General features: G+C 74.4%; 8 protein-coding genes, 1 tRNA gene and 1 pseudogene. 5 read left to right on the top strand and 5 right to left on the bottom strand.

Annotation, left to right across the window (positions count from 1 at the left end):
* Window positions 1-56: 56 nt before the first annotated feature.
* Window positions 57-926 (bottom strand): FG-GAP repeat domain-containing protein, encoded by an 870-nt coding sequence (locus ACWC24_RS23695; RefSeq protein ID WP_450664851.1) that lies wholly within the window; start codon window positions 924-926, stop codon window positions 57-59.
* Window positions 927-1,357: 431 nt separating this feature from the next.
* On the opposite strand from ACWC24_RS23695, the pseudogene ACWC24_RS23690 reads away from it, so the two are divergent.
* Window positions 1,358-1,985 (top strand): annotated as a pseudogene (locus ACWC24_RS23690) (tyrosine-type recombinase/integrase); the annotation flags it as partial.
* Between the two features lie 85 nt (window positions 1,986-2,070).
* On the opposite strand, the gene ACWC24_RS23685 reads toward ACWC24_RS23690, so the two are convergent.
* Together ACWC24_RS23685 and ACWC24_RS23680 are read right to left on the bottom strand one after the other, a co-directional pair.
* Window positions 2,071-2,144, bottom strand: a tRNA-Pro gene (locus ACWC24_RS23685).
* Window positions 2,145-2,186: 42 nt separating this feature from the next.
* Window positions 2,187-3,620: an MFS transporter gene (locus tag ACWC24_RS23680; protein ID WP_450664850.1), complete on the bottom strand. Its 1,434-nt coding sequence runs from the start codon at window positions 3,618-3,620 to the stop codon at window positions 2,187-2,189.
* A gap of 431 nt (window positions 3,621-4,051) precedes the next feature.
* Here ACWC24_RS23680 and ACWC24_RS23675 point away from each other — a divergent pair, with 431 nt between their 5' ends.
* Window positions 4,052-4,633 carry a TetR/AcrR family transcriptional regulator gene (locus tag ACWC24_RS23675; protein ID WP_450664849.1) on the top strand — a complete coding sequence of 194 codons (582 nt, stop codon included), beginning with the start codon at window positions 4,052-4,054 and terminating at the stop codon, window positions 4,631-4,633.
* Between the two features lie 46 nt (window positions 4,634-4,679).
* On the opposite strand, the gene ACWC24_RS23670 is transcribed toward ACWC24_RS23675, so the two are convergent.
* Together ACWC24_RS23670 and ACWC24_RS23665 are read right to left on the bottom strand one after the other, a co-directional pair.
* Window positions 4,680-5,312 carry an SRPBCC family protein gene (locus tag ACWC24_RS23670; protein WP_450664848.1) on the bottom strand — a complete coding sequence of 211 codons (633 nt, stop codon included), beginning with the start codon at window positions 5,310-5,312 and terminating at the stop codon, window positions 4,680-4,682.
* A complete protein-coding gene (locus ACWC24_RS23665) occupies window positions 5,309-5,671 on the bottom strand; it encodes an ArsR/SmtB family transcription factor (RefSeq protein ID WP_450664847.1) in 363 nt (120 codons plus the stop codon). The genes ACWC24_RS23670 and ACWC24_RS23665 overlap by 4 nt, the downstream gene beginning before the upstream one ends.
* Window positions 5,672-5,861: 190 nt before the next feature.
* Here ACWC24_RS23665 and ACWC24_RS23660 point away from each other — a divergent pair, with 190 nt between their 5' ends.
* The 3 genes from ACWC24_RS23660 to ACWC24_RS23650 all read left to right on the top strand — a co-directional run.
* The gene (locus ACWC24_RS23660; protein ID WP_450664846.1) at window positions 5,862-6,638 is read left to right on the top strand and encodes an SDR family NAD(P)-dependent oxidoreductase; all 777 of its coding nucleotides are present in this window, start codon (window positions 5,862-5,864) and stop codon (window positions 6,636-6,638) included.
* 452 nt (window positions 6,639-7,090) lie between these two features.
* Entirely contained in the window at window positions 7,091-14,446 is a 7,356-nt protein-coding gene (locus tag ACWC24_RS23655) for an SDR family NAD(P)-dependent oxidoreductase (RefSeq protein ID WP_450664845.1), read from the top strand.
* Window positions 14,447-14,508: 62 nt separating this feature from the next.
* On the top strand, window positions 14,509-17,216 hold a 2,708-nt coding region (locus tag ACWC24_RS23650), incomplete at its 3' end, for a beta-ketoacyl synthase N-terminal-like domain-containing protein (RefSeq protein ID WP_450664889.1).

The following is a 17,216-nucleotide window of genomic DNA, read 5'->3' as shown; positions in this document are numbered from 1 at the left end:
TCTGCGTGCGTTCGTACGCATGGGAAACCTGTCTGTGAGAACGGCGAGTAGGGGACTCAGAACAGGAGGTTGTACTGGGTCCAGCCGCTGGTGCCGATCTGGACACGGGCGCTGAAGGGGGCGCTGGCGGTACCGGTCCCCTTGTAGAGCCAGAGGGCGCCCGCCGCGTCGACGGCCATCAGGTCCGCCTTGCCGTCACCGCTGTTGTCGCCGGTCGAGACGACGGCGGTGTAGTCCTTCCAGCCCGTGGTGGCCGCGGTGATGGTCGTACCGAGGACCGCGTCGGCGGTGGCCTTGCCGGTGCCGGGGTAGATCAGCAGATTGCCGACGCTGTTGCGGGTGACGAGGTCGGCGATGCCGTCACCGGTGTAGTCGCCGCGCCCGGCAAGGACGCTCATGCCGTTCCAGCCGGTGGAGTCCTTCATCCGGATCCTGGTGGCGAGGGTGCCGTCGGCCTTGCCCTGGTAGAGCCAGAGCTGGCCGTCGGCACCGCGGGCGACCAGGTCGGGCTGGGCGCTGCCGGCCATGTTCCCGACGGACACGATGAGGTTGTACTGGTCCCAGCCGGTGCCCAGCACCTTGGTGGCATTGCCGCGTTCGGCCGCGTAGTAGAGGGTGCCGCCGATCCGGAAGTAGAGGTCGTTGCCCCGGCCGCCGTCGGAGATGTCGGCCTGCACGAGCGCGGTGGCCACGGAGTAGCCGGTGCCGAGGTCCGCGCGGGCCTTCCAGCCGCCGGCGCCCTTGGCCTCGTAGTCCCAGAGGCGGCCGTCCTTGCCGCGGGCGAGGAGCGGGAAGAGGCCGGTGCCGTCGGCCGCAGCCTGTTGGAGCAGGGGAACGCTGTCGGTGACGGCCGCATTGTCCGTGACGGCCGTTCCGTGTGAAGGCGGCTCGCTGTGCGCCGTGGTGAACGCCACCACGGAAGTCACGGCGCCCGCTAGAACAAGAGCAGCCGCCCGGCGCAGCGAGCGGCTGAGGGATATCGATGTCAAGGCGAAAAGTCCCCGTTCGACGAAACCGGCGGGGTCCTCACGGCTCACCATGACACCGCGAACACAGCTCAGGTGATCCCCGGTGTCGCCCCCGCACCGCAGCTGGTCATGCCCACGGCAACGGCGATCCTATGGGGACCATGTGGAACGTGTGAAGGAATTTTCTCGAGTGACTCAGCCTGTCGCCTCGCACCGAGGCCTCCGGCGTAGCCAACGCGACCCTGGACGGCGCCGACACGGCCATGCCGAGGAAACCCGCCGGGCGCGGACAGCACGGAGAGAACACGCACGACCATGTAGCAGTCGAGGGAGCGTCCGGCAGGAGTCCGGCATTCGCGCAAGTCGCCGTCCCGCCAGCCGAGGACGAACTCCTCGCGCCGGCCGATGCGTTGGGGGCCGCCTCCCACGACCAGTACCGCGGCTGGGGAGACGTGGTCGTCTCCGCCGCGTGCGCCGCCGCCCGGATAGGCGAGGTCTCAGACTGCCGTGTCGGGGACATCGACACCACCCGGTGGATCCGGACCGTGCGGCGTCAGATCACACCCGCACCCGGGGGGGCTGACCGACAGGGGGACCAAAGGCAAGCGGGCCCGCACGGTTCCCATCGTCGAGGAGATCCGTCCCCTCGTCGCTCAGCACGTCCTGTCCGCCGACCCGAATCCCGATGCCCGCCTGTTCACCGGCCCGCGCGGCGGACGCATCTCCGCCGCCGTACAGCGCTACGCCCCACACTGGGACGACGTGGTCACCAAGCTCGGCTACGAGCACCTACGCCGCCACGGCCTCCGGCACACCGGACCGACCTGGTTCGCCGACGCAGGCGTGCAGGTCCACGCCCCTGCGACGCATCGCCGGCCACGGATCCCTGACCACCGCCCAGCGCTACCTGCGCCCGGACGTACACAAGATCACGGCTGCCGGGCGGCGCTCTCCGCGCACCTCAGTGTGTTGCGCGCACCGCGCTCGCCGCCGAGCCCAATCGTCGTGACCCGCTGACCTGAATCCCCAACTGGTCCCCAAGACAGGTCAGGGCCGGTTTCGGATGCCTCCGAAACCGGCCCTGACCCGTGACTGTCTCCAGTCGGGACGACAGGATTTGAACCTGCGACCCCTTGACCCCCAGTCAAGTGCGCTACCAAGCTGCGCCACGTCCCGGTGCGAATTCCGCGGCGAACCGCGTGATCACGCAGGTCAACACTACCGTACGCGCACGGGTGCCTGCGTCGGGGCGCCCGTCGCGCGGGGCGGGCCGAGCGGGCCGGCGGTGCGCTTGACCGGGACCAGGAGGGCGGCCAGGGCCGCGCCGAGGCACAGCAGGGCGAGCAGGGCGAAGGCGTGGGTGTAGCCGGAGGCGTAGGGCAGGCCCGAGGGCTGGAGCCGGCCGGTCACCAGGAGACCGGTCACCGCGGCGCCGACCGAGCCGCCGATGGTGCGGATGTTGGCGTTCATGCCGGTCGCGGCGCCGGTCTGCTCGGGCGGGACGCTGCCGACGACGAGGTTGGCCATCGAGGCGAAGGCCAGTCCGATGCCCAGGCCGAACACGCCCGCGACGAGAGCGACCTGCCACCGGGTGTCGTGCCAGAGGGTGAGGAAGCCGAGGGCGAGAGCGCCGAGGGCCGCGCCTGCGGTGAGCAGCGCCTTGGCTCCGACGCGGGGTTCCAGCCGCCCGCCCAGCACACCCGAGAGGAACATCGCGACCAGCATGGGCACCATCAGCAGCCCGGACGCGGTGACGCTCGCCCCGAAGCCGTAGCCGGCCGAGCCGGGGGTCTGGACGAAGCCGGGCAGGAAGGACCAGATCGCGTACATCCCGGCGCCGAACAGCAGCGCGGCGAGGTTGGTCGTCCACACGGCGGGCAGCCGCATCACCCGCAGGTCGATCAGCGGGGTGGCGGAGCGGGCCTCGGACCGCAGCCACAGCGCGCACACCACCGCGGCCAGGGCGAACAGCCCGATCACCCGGGGGGACCCCCAGCCCCACCGGCCGGCCTGGCTGAGCGGCAGCAGCAGGGCGACGAGCCAGCCGGACAGCAGCACGGCGCCGGCCCAGTTGACCCGGCCCGCGGACCTGCGGGGCGACTCGGGGACGTAGCGCAGGGCGATGAGGACGGTGGCGGCGACCACGGCGACCGGGATCCAGAACAGCCAGCGGTAGTCGAGCGCGGAGACGATGGGGCCGGCGGCCACCATGCCGACTCCCCCGCCCGCGGCGATCACCGCGGAGAGGTTGCTGATGCTGCCGCTGACCTCGGCCGGGGCGAACTCGTCGCGGATGATGCCGAAGGACAGCGGGAACAGCGCGCCACCGATGCCCTGGACGATCCGGGCGACGATCAGCACGCCGATGTTCGGCGCGAGCGCGGCGAGCAGACAGCCCGCCAGCACGGCCACCAGGACGGCGACCAGGGTGCGCTTCTTGCCCATCAGGTCGCCGACGCGGCCGAGGATCGGGGTGAAGACCGAGGCGGACAGCAGATAGGCGGTCATCACCCAGGTCGCGGTGGACTGGGAGGTGTGCAGCGCGTGCTGGACGGTCGGCAGGGCCGGCGCGATCAGCGACTGCAGCATGGAGAACACGCCCGCACCGGTCGCGAGGACCGCGAAGGTGAGGCGGGTGGACGTGCGGGGCATGGAGGGTCTCTCCGAATCCGGGCAGGGGTCGGGTACGTACGGGCACGGGGCGGCCGGGGACATCGGGCCGTGGCCGTGCCGGGTGGTGCGCCACGGCGTGCCACGAGGCGGCGCCGGGCATGCCGACGGCCGCGGCTGACGCCGCGCGGGACGATGGCGGGGGCATGACGTGGTGACGACGGTGTCGTGACGTCGTGCGGTGACGTGCAGTGCGGTGACGTGCAGTGACGTGCGAAGGAGCGCACCGCGGCCGCAGTGCGGCGCGGTGGACGCGCGGCGGAACCGGACTGGGGCGCGGCGGAGCGGTCGCGGGCGTGACGCGGTGGGGCGCGATCACGGCGGGCGCAACCCCGCACTGCTAAAGTGGAGGTACTCCTCCACTGTAACGGAGGCGACCCTCCGTTTCAACCTGATCCGCCCGGGAGGCAGCAGTGACGGCTCGGTCCTTTCCCGTCAGCGAGGTCGTCGCGGCCCAGCGGCCGCACCGCAAGGACGCGGCGCGCAACTTCGACGCACTGCTGACCGCCGCGCGTGAGGCGTTCGCCGAGCACGGCGCGGAGGCGTCGCTGGAGGACATCGCCCGCCGCGCGAACGTCGGCATCGCCACGCTGTACCGCAACTTCCCGACCCGCCGCGCGCTCTTCGAGAGCGTCTACGCGGACGAGGTGAACGAGCTGTGCCGGGTCGCGACGGAGGTGGTGGACGAGCTGGAGCCGTGGGAGGCGCTGACGGCCTGGCTGAACCGCTTCGCGGGCTATCTGGTCACCAAGCGTGCCGTGCGCGAGGCGCTGGAGGACGAGTCGGAGATCTTCCTGGCCTGCCGGGACTCGATGTACGCGGCGGGCGGTCCGCTCTTCGAGCGGGCACAGCGGGCCGGAGCGGCCCGCCCGGACATGGATTTCGGCGATCTGCTGCGCCTGATCGCGGGCATCACGGCGACCTCCTTCGTGGACGACGCGCAGCGCGACCGCGTCCTGGCCATCGCCCTGGACGGAGTACGCGCCGCACGCTGAGACCGCTCGGGCCGGGATCCCGGCTCCCGCCGGCCGGCCCGCCCCCTCACTCCGTCCCGGTGTACGCGGCCGTGGTCCGCCGGGCCGACTCGCGCGCCCGGGTCTCGTCCTCGCCGCCCGCGATGTTCGCCGCGCCCCAGGCCTCGCTGCTCCCGACGACGAACCGGCGGCCCTCCTCGGAGCCGAACCAGGCCATGGCCGCGGCCGGGTCGACCTGTTCGCCGGTGGCCAGGTGCAGGGACAGGCCCACGAGCGCCATGTCCCAGCCGACCCCGACGGCCCCCGGCCCGAACTCGGCCCACTTCGTGTCGTCGACGTGGGCGATGTGCTCCAGTTCGAAGCGGGTCGCGTTCTCGCCCTGCGGCGTCAGGCGCAGCTCGATCCAGCTCACCTCGCCGCCGAACTCCCAGGTCGCGAAGAAACTCTTGGGCGGGTCGCAGCGCTCGACCGTGCCGCCCGCGTTGCCCTGGAGCTGGTAGTGGCCGCCGGGGCGGAGCTCGCCCTCGACCGGGAGGAACCAGCGGGGGATCCGCTCGGGGTTGGTGCAGGCGTCCCAGACGTCGTCGAGCGGGGCGTCGTACGTCTGGCTCACGACGACCACGCGGGCCTCGCCGGCCTTGAAGTCTCGCTTGCCGACCTGCCGGCGTACGGCGTTGATCTGGTGGGTGACATCGATCATGTGGTGCTCCTCGGGGGTTCGTCGGCGTCGCGCAGCCGGCGCTCTCGCCGGCCGCGGGCCAGTTCCGTGGCCAGGGCGTCCAGGTGCGGGGTCCAGAAGCGGCGGAACCGGTCGAGCCAGGCGTCGATGTCCCGCAGCGGTTCGGAGTTCACCGCGTACAGACGGCGGGTCCCCTCGGGGCGCACCGTCGCGAAGCCGTTCTCCCGCAGCACCTTCAGATGCTGCGAGACGCCTGGCTGCGATATCCCGAACTCCGCTCGGACGATCTCGCCGACCGCGCCGGAGGTCATCTCCCCGTCGGCCAGCAGCTCAAGGATCCGTCGGCGTACCGGGTCGCCGAGGACGTCGAAGGCGTGCACCTGGCCAACGTATCACTGGACACTTATATAAGCAGCTACTGAAGAAGACCTCGTGCCGCGGGTCTCGCGCCACAGGTCTCGCACCCCCTCCCCCGAACCCGTCCGTGCACATGCCTGTCACTCTTCGCCGCGCCCCGCTACAACCTGGGGGCACACGGATCGCCTTCGCCCGAGCGCTGGAGGTACGGACATGAGCGGGCAGGACTTCTCCGGCCGGGCGGGCACCGCGTTCGTCGCGGGCGGCACCGGCGCCGTCGGGGCGGCGGTCGTCCGGGTGCTGGCCGAGCGCGGCAGCGACGTGACGTTCACCTACCGCAGCGACGCGGCGGCGGCTAGGGCTCTGGCGGACGAGGTGGACAAGCACGGCGGACGGGTCCGGGCGGTGCGACTGGACCTTTGCGACGACACGGCCACGGCCGCCGCGGTGTCCGGGGCCGCCCGGACCCACGGCGGACTGCACACGGTGGTGTACGCCGCCGGGCCGCACGTGCCGATGCTGCATCTGAGCCGGGTCGCGCCACAGCAGTACCGGGCCCAACTGGAGGGCGACGCGGTGGCGTTCTTCAATCTGGTCCACCCCTGTCTGCCGCTGCTGCGGGAGAGCCGGGGCGGCATCGTCGCGGTCACCACGGTCGCCACGCGCCGCTTCCCGGTCCGTGACGGGCTGTCGTCGGGGGCCAAGGGGGCGGTCGAGGCGGTGGCGCGGGCCCTGGCCGTCGAGGAGGGGCGCTACGGCGTGCGCGTGAACTGCGTGGCTCCCGGCATGCTCACCGACGGCATCGCGGCACGGCTGATCGACTCCGGGGACCTCGACGAGCGGGCCCTCGCCGCCGCCCGGCGCGCCATCCCGCTGCGCCGCTTCGGCGAGGCGAGGGACATCGCGGAAGCGGTCGCGTTCCTCGCCTCGGACCGGGCCGGGTTCATCACCGGACAGGCCCTGGGAGTGGACGGCGGATACAGCGCGTGAACGGCGTACCGGACAATCGCCGGCGCCCGCGGAAGCCGGCACACACCCTTCCCGGTCACTTCAAGATCGCCCCGTGGAATTCCCCCGCACCCGTCGTACGAGGGGAAAGGGCACCCCGATTCGGACATGCCGCACCAAAGAAAGTTCCATATTCACCTATCGGTGTTTCATCGATGTGTGAGGAGAGTGAACAGCCCGGCACCATCAAGGAATTGCTCCGATTTCCGACGCCTCTTCCGGCACCCGCGACTGACCGAATCAATGCGCCTGCTTACTGCCCCGCTGATTCAACATTGACCAGTCAGTAATAACAGGGCTACCTTTCAACCCGTTTCGAGCAGGATCTTTAATCGGTGTTCCCGGGTCCCTCGGGTCCGGCCGGAATCCGACGCGCCGCCATCGTTGTCGTACCGCACCCCCCACCATGCAGTCTCAGCTTGATTCGGAGAATCATGACGTCTGCTGTGCGTTCCGAGGACATGATCATCGGCATCACCCCGTTCGGTGAACCCGACGCCGGGCTCGCGGCGGCGGTGTGCCGGGCCGGCGGGCTCGGCGTGCTCGACCTGGGCGACGGGGACCGAAGATCCCGTGACGCGCTGGGCCGGCTGCGCCGGCTGGCCCCGGGCCCGTTCGGGGTCCGGATCGGCGCCCGCTGCCGGCTGGACCCCGCCGACCTGGAACCGGGGAGCGAGGACGCGGGACGGCCGGACACGGTGGTGCTCGCGGTCGACGCGCCGTGGCGGGCCGAGGACGTGCCGGCCGGTCACCGGGTGCTGGTGGAGGTCACGGACCTCGACGAGGCGCGGGCCGCGGTCCGCGCCGGGGCGTACGGGCTGATCGCCCGCGGCAGCGAGTGCGGCGGCCGGGTCGGCGAACTGAGCGCCTTCGTCCTGCTCCAGCAGCTGCTCGCCGCGCCCGACATGCCGCTCCCCGTCTGGGCCTGCGGCGGCATCGGCCCCCGGACGGCGGCCGCCGCGATGGCCGGCGGGGCGGCCGGGGTCGTCCTGGACGGCCAGCTCGCGCTGCTGGCCGAATCCTCGCTGCCGGAGGCGGCAGCCGCGCGGCTGCGGTCCCTGGACGGTTCGGAGACGGTGGTGCTGGCCGGTCACCGGGTGCTGCCGCGCCGTGGCCCGGACGCGCCACGCATCACCGGCACCGACCCCGCGGCGGTGGCCGCGGCACTGGGCGCGCAGGATCCGCGCACCCGGTTGCTGCCGGTTGGCCAGGACGGCTTCCTCGCGGCCCGGTTCGCGAACCGCTTCGGTGATGTGCGCGGGACGGTGCGCGCGCTGACCGACGCGGTGCGCGAGGCCGTGGGCGACGACGTGGCCGCCGGGGCGCTGGGCGCGGGCTCCCCGATGAGCCGGGCGCTCGGCACCCGGCTGCCCGTCGCGCAGGGGCCGATGACCCGGGTCAGCGACCGTGCCGAGTTCGCGGCGGCGGTCGCCGCGGACGGCGCGCTGCCGTTTCTCGCCCTGGCACTGGCGGACGGCGCGCGCACCCGGGCGATGCTGGCCGAGACCCGGGCCGCGGTCGCCGGGCGGCCCTGGGGAGTCGGCGTGCTCGGCTTCGCGCCGGAGGAGGTGCGGACCGCCCAGCTGGAGGCGGTACGCGAGCTGCGGCCGACGCACGCCGTCATCGCGGGCGGACGCCCCTCCCAGGCGCAGGCGCTGGAGCGGGACGGGATCCGTACCTTCCTGCACGTGCCCTCGCCGGGACTGCTGCGGCAGTTCCTGGAGGCCGGGGCCCGCCGGTTCGTGTTCGAGGGCTCCGAGTGCGGCGGACACGTCGGTCCGCGCGGCAGCTTCCCGCTCTGGGAGGCGCAGCTCGCGGTCCTGGAGGACTTCCTGGACACGGCCGACGGGAATGGCGGGAACGGCACGGACGGCAGAAACGGTGGGCACGGCAGGCACGACGGGCGGGACGCGCGCGGCGAGAACGGCGGGCAGGACGGGCGCGGCGAGAAGGGCGAGAGTGCGGCCGCGGCGCTGGAGGTGTTCTTCGCGGGCGGTGTGCACGACGAGCGCTCGGCGGCGATGGTCGCCGCGCTCGCGGCCCCGCTGACCGCGCGCGGGGCCGCCGTCGGGGTCCTCATGGGCACCGCCTACCTGTTCACCGAGGAGGCGGTCGCGCTCGGGGCGATCCGGCCGCTCTTCCAGCGCCGGGTACGGGCCGCCGAGCGCACCACGCTCCTGGAGACCGCGCCCGGTCACGCCACCCGCTGCGTGCCGAGCCCCTTCACCGCCGGTTACCGCGAGCACGAGGGGCGGCTGCGGTCAGCGGGCCTGCCCGACCGGCAGGTCTGGGAGGAGCTGGAACAGCTCAACATCGGGCGGCTGCGCCTCGCGAGCAAGGGCGTGGACCGCGACGACGGCGGGGCGCTCAGGCCGGTCGACGAGGAACGCCAGCTCACCGACGGCATGTTCATGGCCGGGGAGGTGGCCGTGCTGCGCTCCGCCACCACCACGGTCGCGGCGCTGCACCGGTCGGTGACCGCCGGGGCCGCCGGGTTCCTCGCGGAGCGTACGGCACGGCTGCGCGACCGGCTCGACACCCGGCCGGGGCAGCGGCCGAGCGGCTCCGGGCCCCGGGAGCCGGTGGTGCCCGCGCCGCTGGACGTCGCGGTCGTCGGGATGGCCTGCATGTTCCCCCAGGCGCCCGACCTCCCCACCTTCTGGGCGAACGTTGTCGGCGGCCGGGACGCGGTCGGCGAGGTGCCGCCCGAGCGCTGGGACCCGGCCGTGCACTACGACGCGCAGGGCACCGGCGGCGCCACCCCCTCCCGATGGGGCGGCTTCCTGCCCCGCATCCCCTTCGACCCGCTGCGCTACGGCATCCCGCCGGCCTCACTCGGCAGCATCGAGCCGGTCCAGCTGCTCTCCCTGGAGGCCGCCCGGCGCGCCCTGGAGGACGCCGGATACGGCGACGGGGGACGGGAGTTCGACCGCTCCCGCACCTCGGTGGTGTTCGGCGCGGAAGCGGGCAGCGACCTGTCCAACGCGGCCACGCTGCGCGCCGTGCTCCCGTCGTACCACGGGCGCGTCCCCCAGGGTCTGGACGGCCAGTTGCCCCGGCTGACCGAGGACTCCTTCCCGGGCATGCTCGCCAACGTGATCTCCGGGCGGATCGCCAACCGGCTCGACCTCGGCGGCGCCAACTTCACCGTCGACGCCGCCTGCGCCTCCTCGCTGGCCGCGGTGGACGTCGCGTGCAAGGAACTCGTCGGCGGCACCAGCGACGTGGTGCTGTGCGGCGGCGCCGACCTGCACAACGGCATCAACGACTACGTCCTGTTCGCCTCGGTGCACGCGCTCTCCCCCACCGGCCGCTCCCGCTCCTTCGACGGCTCGGCGGACGGCATCGCGCTCGGCGAGGGCGTCGCCTGCGTCGTACTGAAGCGGCTCGCGGACGCCGAGCGGGACGGCGACCGGATCTACGGGGTGATCAAGGGCCTGGGCAGTTCCAGCGACGGCCGCTCGCTGGGCCTGACCGCGCCCCGCCCCGAGGGCCAGCGCTCGGCGCTGGAGCGGGCCTACCGCAACGCGGGTGTCTCCCCGGCCGACGTCGGGCTCGTCGAGGCGCACGGCACCGGGACCGTGGTCGGCGACCGCACCGAACTGACCGTGCTCGGCGAGGTGTTCGGCGAGGCCGGGGCCGAGCCGGGCAGTTGTGTGCTCGGTTCGGTCAAGTCGCAGATCGGGCACACCAAGTGCGCCGCCGGACTGGCCGGACTGATCAAGACCGTGTTGGCGCTCTACACCGGGGTCCGGCCGCCCACCCTGCACCTGAAGCGGCCCAACGCGGCCTGGGACGCCGAGCGCAGCCCGTTCGTCTTCCACACCCGGGCCCGGCCGTGGGCGGCCCCGGCACGGCAACGGCTCGCCGGTGTCAGCGCGTTCGGCTTCGGCGGGACCAACTTCCACGTGGTGCTGGGCGCGTACGCGCACGGCGCCCCGCCGGCCAGGACGCTGGACGTCTGGCCGGCCGAACTCTTCGTGTTCCGGGGCCGGGACACCGCGGCGGCGCACCGGGCCGTCGAGGAGCTGCTCGCGGCCGCCGAGACCGAGGGCCGGCCGTGGCGGCTGCGCGACCTGGCGCTGAGCGCGGCCCGCCGGGCCGACGTCTGCCCGGATCCGGCGCGGGTCGCGGTCGTGGCCGCCGACGTGGACGAACTGATCGTACGGCTGCGGCAGGCGCTGGCCGGCGAGCACGATCCGGCGCACGGCGTCCATCTCGCCGACGGTCCCACCGCCCGTCCCGCCCAGGACCCGGCCGAGGGCAAGGTCGCCTTCCTCTTCCCCGGCCAGGGCAGCCAGCGCCCCGGCATGCTCGCCGACCTCTTCGTCGCGTTCCCCGACCTGCGCCACTACCTGGAACTCGGCGCCGACCAGGCGGACCTGCTGTACCCGCCCGCCGCCTTCGACGCCGGCGCACACGACCGGCAGCGGGCGGCGCTCACCGACACCCGGGCCGCCCAGCCCGCCCTCGGCATCACCGGACTCGCCGCCCACGCCCTGCTCACCACGGCCGGGGTGCGGCCGGACATGGCCGCCGGGCACAGCTACGGCGAACTGGTCGCCCTGAGCGCGGCCGGCGCCCTCGACCCCGAGACGCTGCTCGCGCTCAGCCGTGAACGGGCGGCGGCGATCCTCTCGGCCGCCGGTGCGGACCACGGAGCGGACCCGGGCACCATGGCCGCGGTCACGGCCGGCGCCGCCGAGGTCACCGAGGCCCTGCGGACGGCTGGGGCCCCGGCCACGGTGGTCGTCGCCAACCGCAACGCGCCCCGCCAGACGGTGATCTCCGGCCCGGCCGACGACGTCACGGACGCCGTACGGCTGCTGCGCGAGGCGGGGTACGGCGCCCAGCGCATCCCCGTGGCCTGCGCCTTCCACAGCCCCCTGGTCGCCGCGGCCGGCGAGCGGTTCGCGGCGGCGCTGGCGGCCCGGCCGGTGCGCGCGCCGGAGTTCCCGGTGTGGTCCAACCGCACCGCGCGGCCGTACGCCGCCGACCCGGACGCGGTACGGGCCGAACTCGCCGCGCAGATCGGCGCCCCGGTCGGGTTCGTCGAGCAGATCGAGGCGATGTACGAGGCGGGTGCGCGGACCTTCGTCGAGGCGGGTCCCGGCTCCGTGCTGACCCGGCTGGTCGGACAGATCCTCGGCGACCGGCCGCACCGGACGGTGGCCTGCGAACCGCACCCGGACAGCGGACTGCGCGGCTGGCTGGACGCCCTGGCCCGGCTGGCCGTCGCGGGGCTGCCGGTGCGCACCGGCCCGCTGCTGCGGTGCCGCGACGCCGTCGACGCGGTGCGTACGCCGGTGCCGAAGCGGCCCGGCTGGACCGTCGACGGACAGTTGGTGCGCACCGCCGCCGGAGACCTCCTTCCCGGTGCGCTCGCACCGGCCCGACGAGTCGTGGAGACGACTGTGCCGACGAACCCCCCGCACGCGGTCCCGTCCGACCGGGACGGCCACCACGGCCCGCACGGTCAGGACCGTCAGGCCGCCCAGGACGCGCTGATCGCCGAATTCCTGCGCACCAGCCGCGAGATGATCGCCGCCCAGCGCGATGTGCTGATGACCTATCTCGGCGCCGCGGCCGGCGAGCGGACGGCCGCGCCCCCCGCTGTCGTCGCCCCGCTGCCCCCGCAGGCGGTCGCACCGCCGGTGGAGTCGCCGCGTGCGTCGGTGCCTTCGCCCCAGCCGCCGTCGGTCACCGGGTCGTCGGCCGCCCGGGCGGCCGGCACCGGGCCCGCGCCGGTCGCGGGCCCCGACGTCCGGCAGTTGGTCCTGGAGATCATCAGCGAGCGCACCGGCTATCCCCTCGACATGATCGAGCCCGATCTCGACCTGGAGGCCGACCTCAGCGTCGACTCCATCAAGCGGGCCGAGATCGCCGGTGAACTGGCCCGGCGCCTGGGCGCCGGGAACGGCACGGACCTCGCCGGCCTCGACGACGCCGAACTGGAGGAACTGGCGAAGGCACGGACGGCCGCCGCGGTGACCGACTGGCTGACCGCACGGCTCTCCGGACCCGCCGAGGCGACCGAGACGGCCGAGGGGACCGACACGGCTGAGACGATCGAGACGGTCCAGGTGCGCGACGCGGACGTACACGACGCGGATGTGCGCGACGCGGACGTACACGACACGGATGTGCACGACGCGGACGTACACGACACGGATGTGCACGACACGGACGTACACGACACGGATGTGCACGACGCGGCGGTGAGCGGCGAGGCGCCCAAGCGGTATCTGCTGCGGTCGGTGTCCCTCGGGCCGGAGGGCGGTACGGCGGATCCGGCGGCCGAGCTGTCCGGGACCCGGTGGGTCGTCCTCGGCGACGCTCCCGAGATCGGCGCCCGGCTCGCCGCGCACGGCGCCGACGTCGTCGTACGCGACCGGGACCATCCACTCACGCAGGACGACGGCCGGGTGGACGGGGTCGTGTATCTCGTGACGGGTGACACTCCGGTGCTGCCGGACGCCTTCCCCGTCCTGAAGGCCGCCCTGGCCCGGGGACCGCACCGGCTGCTGGCCCTGCGGGCCGCCCACGGGGACGCGCCGGACCCGGTGGCGGCGGGGCTGCGCGGCTTCTTCCGCACCGTGGCGCGCGAGTACCCGCTCACCGTCGCCCGGACGGTGGAGGTGGCGACGGCATCCGCCGCCACGGACCCGCCGACCGTCAAGAACTCACCGCCCGCCACGAACCCGACGACCGGCACCGGCACCGGCACCGGCACCGGCACCGGCACGCCGACCGTCGCCGAGGCACTGCTGCTCGCGGACGCGCTGGTCGACGAGGTGTGCGCGCCCGACCGCACCCCGGTCGTGCTGCGCCGGCCGGAGGGCCGGTTCGGTCTGGAGCTCGCCGAGACACCGCTGGGCATCCTCGGCAGCACCGGCGCCGGACCGGCCGGGGCGGGGGCGGCCGAGGCCGCCGCGCTCGGCCTGGACCGGGACGCGGTGGTCCTGCTGGCGGGCGGGGCACGCGGCATCACCGCGCAGTGCGCCGCGGCCCTCGCCGCGGCGGCCGGGTGCCGGCTCGAACTGCTCGGCAGGACACCCGTGCCGGACGGCCCTGAGGACCCGGAGACGGCCGCCGCCCGCACCCCGGCCGCCCTGCGCGCGACGCTCGCCGCCCGCGGCGGGACGACACCGGCCGCGATCAACAGGACCGCCGGACTCCTCCTCGCCCAGCGGGAGATCACCGCGACGCTGGCGGAGCTCACGGCGCTCGGCAGCCGGGTCCGCTACCGCTGCGTCGACTTCCGGGAACCCGAGGCGGTGCTCCAGGCGGTGAAGGAGATCCACGCCGAGCACGGACGTCTCGACGGTGTCGTCTACGCGGCCGGGGTGATCGAGGACCGGGTCGTCGCCGAGAAGACGGCCGAGTCCTTCCAGCGGGTCTACGGCACCAAGGCGACCGGCGCCGACGCCCTGCTCACCGCCCTGGAGGAGCTGCCCGACGGGCCCGCGTTCAGTGTGCTGTTCGGCAGTGTCTCCGGTGTCCTGGGCAACCGGGGCCAGGCCGATTACGCGGCCGCCAACGACGCGCTCCAGACGCTCGGCGCGGCCTGGGCCGCCCGCACCGGGCACCGGGCACTGACGGTGCACTGGGGACCGTGGGCGCCCGCCGCCCGGCACGGCGGCATGGTGGGGCCGGAGCTGGCCCGCGCCTACGGCCGCCGGGGCATCCGTCTGATCGACCCCGAGGAGGGCACCGCGGCCCTGCTGCGTGAGCTCGCGTGGGGCGACCCGTCGGCCACCGCCGTCGTCTACACCGCCTCGGGCTGGTGAGGGCCCCGGTGACGGGCCCCGCAGAGGGTCCCGCACAGGGTCCGGCGGTCGCCATCGTCGGTATGGCGGTGCTGCTGCCCGGCGCCCGGGACCTGGCGGCGTACTGGCGCAACCTGCGGGACGGGGTGGACTCGATCGGCGAGGTTCCGCAGGACCGGTGGGACGCCGGGTACTACCGTCCCGGGACCGCGTCCGCACCGGCTGTCGCCGACCAGGTGTACTGCCGCAGGGGCGGCTTCGTGGACGCGCCGGCCGAGGTGGAGGTGACCCGGTTCGGGATCATGCCGAACTCGGTGGCCGGCACCGAGCCCGATCAGCTCATCGCGCTGCATGTGGCCGCCGCCGCCCTCGCGGACGCGGGCGGCACGGACCGGCTGCCCGACCGGCGGCGGGTCGGCGTCGTCCTCGGCCGTGGCGGCTATCTCACCCCCGGACTGGTCCGGCTCGACCAACGGGTGCGCACGGCCGGGCAGTTGGTACGCACCCTGGGCGAACTGCTGCCCGACCTGACGGACGCCCAACTGGAACGCGTGCGCACGGCGTTCACGGATCGGCTCGGTCCCGACAGCCCGGAGTCGGCGATCGGCCTGGTGCCCAACCTGGCCGCCTCCCGGGTGGCCAACCGGCTCGACCTGCGCGGCCCCGCCTACACCGTGGACGCCGCCTGCGCCTCCTCGCTGGTCGCGGTCGACCAGGCGGTGGGCGAACTCGCGTCGGGCCGCTGCGACATGATGCTCGCCGGAGGCGTCCACCACTGCCACGACATCACCCTGTGGAGCGTCTTCTCCCAACTGCGCGCCCTCTCCCCCAGCGAGCGCATCCGTCCCTTCCACCGGGACGCCGACGGCATCCTCGTCGGCGAGGGCACCGGAGTCGTCGTACTGAAGCGGCTGACCGACGCCCGGCGCGACGGCGACCGGGTCTACGCGGTGATCCGGGGCACCGGGGTGGCGAGCGACGGCCGGACCTCGGGCCTGGTCAACCCCGATCCCGGCGGTCAGGCGAGCGCCGTGCGCCAGGCGTGGCGCGCCGCCGGACTCGACCCGGCCGCGCCCGGCTCGGTCGGGCTGCTGGAGGCGCACGGCACCGCGACCCCGGCCGGCGACCGGGCCGAACTGGCCACGCTCACCGCGGTGTTCGGGCCGCCCGAAGAGTCCGGGGCGGAGCGCGCGGTGCTCGGCTCGGTGAAGTCGATGATCGGGCACACCATGCCGGCCGCCGGGGTGGCCGGACTGGTCAAGGCCGCCCTCGCGGTGCACCACGCGACGCTGCTGCCGACCCTGCACTGCGACGACCCGCATCCGGCGCTGGCCGCGACCCGCTTCCGCACGCTGGAGAAGGCCGTCCCCTGGGAGACCTCGCCCGGTGGGCCGGTGCGGCGGGCCGCGGTGAACGCCTTCGGCTTCGGCGGGATCAACGCGCACGTGGTGCTGGAGGAGGAACCGGCGCCCGTCGCGACGGCGCCCGCGTCGAAGGCCGCGCACGCGGTGGTGCGGGTCGCCGAGCCCGAGCGGGTCCTGCTGCTCGCCGCCGACGGTCCCGAGCCGCTCGCCGCCCTCCTGGACACCGACGACGACAAGGTCCGCGCGGCCGGCCTCGACCCCGCGCTGCCGCACACGGCCGCGGGCCCGGCCCGGCTCGGCGTCGTCGACCCGACCGCGAAGCGGCTGGCCGTGGCCCGCCGGGCGGTCGGCCGGGGCCGCCCCTGGCACGGCCGGGGCGACGTGTGGTTCCGGCCCGGTCCGCTGCTCGGCCCCGGCCACGGCGGGCTCGCCTTCGTCTTCCCCGGTCTGGAGGGCGAGTTCACCCCACGTGTCGACGACGTGGCCGCGCACTTCGGGCTGCCCGACGTGACGGCGCCCGGCGGCGACCGCGTCGGCGACGTGGGCCGGCACGGTCTCGGCGTCGTCGCCGTCGGGCGCCTCCTCGACGCCGCGCTGCGTCGCACGGGCGTGGTCCCGGACGCGGTCGCCGGGCACAGCGTCGGCGAGTGGACGGCGATGACGGTGGCCGGGCTGTACTCCGGGGACGAGGTCGACGCCTTCATGGCGGACTTCGACCCGGACTCGGTGACGGTGCCGGGACTGGCCTTCGGCGCCGTCGGCGCGCCCGCGCAGCGGGTGCTGACCGCCCTGGAGGAGGAGTGGGCGGGCGCCGGTCTGGTGCTCTCCCACGACAACGCGCCGGGCCAGTCGATGGTGTGCGGACCGGACGCGGCGGTCGAGGCGTTCGTACGGTCGTTCCGGGCGCGCGGGGTGCTCGGCCGGGTGCTGCCGTTCCGGTCCGGCTTCCACACGCCGATGCTGGCGCCGTACCTCGAGCCGATAAGACAGGCGGCGCGGCGCTTCCGGCTGCATCCGGCGAGCGTCCCGGTGTGGTCGGGGACGACCGCGGCGCCGTTCCCCGAGCGGGAGGCGGAGGTACGGGAGTTGTTCGTCCGGCATCTGCTGGAGCCGGTGCGCTTCCGGCAGTTGGTCGAGGCCCTGTACGTGGCGGGGCACCGGACGTTCGTCCAGATGGGCCCCGGGCAGCTCGCGTCGCTCGTGGGCGACACCCTGGGCGACCGCGACCATCTGGCCGTGGCCGCCAACTCCCCGCACCGCAGCGGCCTCGCCCAGTTGCGCCGGGTGGCGGCCGCGCTGTGGACGGCGGGGGCGGCCGTGGCCCCCGCCCTGCCGACCGGGACCCGTACGGGATCCGCCGTCGGAGCCGGACCGGGATCGACCGCCGGAACAGGGGCGGGATCCGCCACCGGAACCGAGCCGGGATC

The organism is Streptomyces sp. NPDC001443 (assembly GCF_053597355.1).
The sequence above is the reverse complement of the archived record's forward strand: the minus strand, read 5'-3'. Positions and strand labels throughout refer to the sequence as shown.